This is a genomic window from Oleiphilus sp. HI0080, from assembly GCF_001635135.1.
This window is the reverse complement of sequence record NZ_LWFU01000617.1, coordinates 1-2,687: the sequence shown is the minus strand read 5'-3', so window position 1 is coordinate 2,687 and position 2,687 is coordinate 1. Positions and strand designations below refer to the sequence as shown.

The following is a 2,687-nucleotide window of genomic DNA, read 5'->3' as shown; positions in this document are numbered from 1 at the left end:
GGATTGGATTGAGTTTGAGATTACCGAGAGCTCAATCATTTCTGATTTAGATCATTCAATTCAGGCGCTGCAAAAGTTAAGAGATATGGGCTTTAGTATTGCGCTCGACGATTTTGGTACAGGATATTCATCGCTGAATTATTTAACAAAACTACCGATCGAAACGCTTAAAATTGATAAGTCTTTTGTTATGGAGCTCGAGAGCAGTGAGCAGGCCAAGTCGGTGGTAGAGACGATTGTTGCGCTTTCTAACTCACTCGGTCTGGAGTCTGTGGCGGAAGGCATCGAAAGTGAAGAACACCACCTCTTTCTTCAGAGCCTTGGATGCGAGTATGGCCAAGGTTACCATTTCTCCCGTCCGTTAACTTATTTCGACTTTCTTGAGTTTATTGCGCCCAAAGCAGAAGGTAATGTCGTCAAGATGAAGCGCGTTGATCACTAAGCTTTGTTTCGCAGCGTGAGGACTCTAATGTCTTCTTAGTTTGTTTTCGAACTCCTCCTTATCAGCCCAAGCTCTGCGGCTCCGCAAAATTAATCCTCCCTTAAGTGTTTGCCAGCGATTCGAAATGGCCGCTTGGCTGTGTTCTACACGTCAAACCATGGTATGGCTTGATGCGAACGAGCGACGCTAAAAATATAGACAAATGTCGCTATCGATAGGACGAAATAAACGGCTCGGGTGCGTTTGGTTCTTCCTCGTTTTAGCGCCATCGTGCCAAATGCGATATACACCAGTAGTGCGAACAGCTTTGCCGTCAACCATGCGTCTTGAAAAGGATATTGTTGGATAGTGATGGTGAGTGCGACTGCGCTCACCAGCAATACGGTATCGACCATGTGCGGCAAGATACGCACGAGTTTATGCTGCAATAATTGCGAGTCCACGAGCATCCAATAACCTCGCAGAGAAAACGACACGATCGTAAGTAGCGCGCATGTTATGTGGAGATGCTTTAAAGCGAGGTAAGACATAAAGAACGTCCCTGTTTAGTAATTGAGTTAAAAGCCAGTGATGCCCAAAAAAGTCGATCATAGCCTCATTGAGCACATTGTAATTCACCAAGACGACTTATGTTGAATGCGATAGTTAAAGCGATCAATTCTCGCGCCGAACCGTTGCTCTCGATCGCTGTGATCCTTGGGATCGGGTGTGTGCCTCAAGATCTGTGTTTTCTTTGAGATGGGAGCCGTACGCAAACTCCTTTGCTGGCTGAGTAGTTTTGCTCTTTCGCGACAAGAAGTGTCGCAACGGCCATTACTCTACGAGATAAGTACTCACCAATGTGGAGCTGAACCGTGATGACACCTGCTTATAACGTAAATCAAACGCACTATCAGATTGATGGTCTAGCAAACTTTTTTAAGCCCCGTTCAAGTGACTCGTTCGCGTTTAGTTCGCGGGTCAAGCTTAGCCCAAGTGAAGCGCGCTCTATGGCCGATGAGTTCATATCGTCACTACACGTTCTTGATGCAGGTATCAAAGGGTCGATTGACGTTGCTGCAGCAGACATGGCGCGATGCAACAAAGACTCTTCGCGCAAAAAACGTATGCACTATAAGCGCATCAAAGAGCTTATGCAGGAGCAGCTTGGTGCGACGGAAGTCATTGGGCAAAGGGAAGCGACATCGACGGTTTACTACATTGAGCCGAGCGGTGCGTGGAATGACGATGAGGAAGAGGGTGGCGTATTGTATCTGTGTCGTTCGGTGTGCAATCCATCCGATCCAATTAATACGTGGACGTCTGAACGACTCATGGCTTTGAGCGCACATGCAGTCGGTCGCGCGTTTATGCGACGCTGTGCCTGGGCGACGGGCTATGCGGTGACGGCGGAATGTTTGGTTAAGGTGTTGGTCGATGTGTATGCGGGTTTTCAAAGCGCGCCCATGCCCGAGCAAAGTGCGTATCCGCATTTGAGCCATACGAAATGGCTTGTGCAATTTAGTCTGGAAGAAACACAATTTGTGATCGAGTGTGATGAAGCTGAGGTACCACGCATTAGAACTGTGTTTGCAACACGAGAGGGAGCGCCGGAAAGTGGAGAGATTAAAGTGCTGCCCGCTAAACGCCGTTCTAGATTGTTTCACTTGCTTTGATCGGCGTCTTTGATAGTGCTTGAATGTTAACCCGAATGCAGCGGCTACTTGCAAGCCAGAGAGGTTGCGCGCTGCTATCGAGCCCTAACGGACTTCAATATAGTATTTTAGCGCTGCTGCAATGGCTAAGAATACGATCGCCACTATGTCAATTTTGAAGACCTTTGCGATCGCTGCGTTATAGCCTTCTGATATGAGCACGATAACAGCGAAGCCAATCATGCTGACAGCAGCCATAACCATTGCTGCGATTTGGTAGGTGGGGTTAAAGGCTGAGAAAAGTATAAATCCGCCCAAAATACCAAACAGCAATGCGCGATGACGCATGAGGATTTGCAGCTCGATACTTTGTAATGAAATTGCGTATGCGGACTCAAGCTTTGGAGCCGAGATAATGCCAACAACGGGTAGGAAATTAATCAAACCAACAATGACAAGGCAGATCGTCAAAATCTCGGCCATGGCGCATTTCCTGTTTATAGTTGCTTGGAGGACGTTATGTCACCCCAAGTAAAACCGTAACCATAGCACTTGGCGTGTTGCGTAAAAAGGCACGGTTAGCAATACACTGTTGCAGATAAAACAAAGGC

Annotated in this window: 4 protein-coding genes; 2 read left to right on the top strand and 2 right to left on the bottom strand. The window is 47.3% G+C overall.

Features of this window, described 5'->3' with window-relative positions:
* Window positions 1-442, top strand: a 442-nt coding sequence (locus A3751_RS13555) for an EAL domain-containing protein (protein WP_156492455.1), incomplete at its 5' end; no start/stop codon positions are given.
* A gap of 143 nt (window positions 443-585) precedes the next feature.
* Here A3751_RS13555 and A3751_RS13550 read toward each other — a convergent pair.
* Window positions 586-972 carry a SirB2 family protein gene (locus A3751_RS13550; RefSeq protein ID WP_068456967.1) on the bottom strand — a complete coding sequence of 129 codons (387 nt, stop codon included), beginning with the start codon at window positions 970-972 and terminating at the stop codon, window positions 586-588.
* A gap of 324 nt (window positions 973-1,296) precedes the next feature.
* Here A3751_RS13550 and A3751_RS13545 point away from each other — a divergent pair, with 324 nt between their 5' ends.
* Complete coding sequence (locus tag A3751_RS13545; RefSeq protein ID WP_156492454.1) at window positions 1,297-2,097, top strand: hypothetical protein; 801 nt, start codon at window positions 1,297-1,299, stop codon at window positions 2,095-2,097.
* An 84-nt stretch (window positions 2,098-2,181) separates the two neighbouring features.
* Here the strand turns inward: A3751_RS13545 and A3751_RS13540 are convergent, their stop codons facing one another.
* Entirely contained in the window at window positions 2,182-2,559 is a 378-nt protein-coding gene (locus tag A3751_RS13540) for a hypothetical protein (RefSeq protein WP_068456960.1), read from the bottom strand.
* Between the last annotated feature and the right edge of the window lie 128 nt (window positions 2,560-2,687).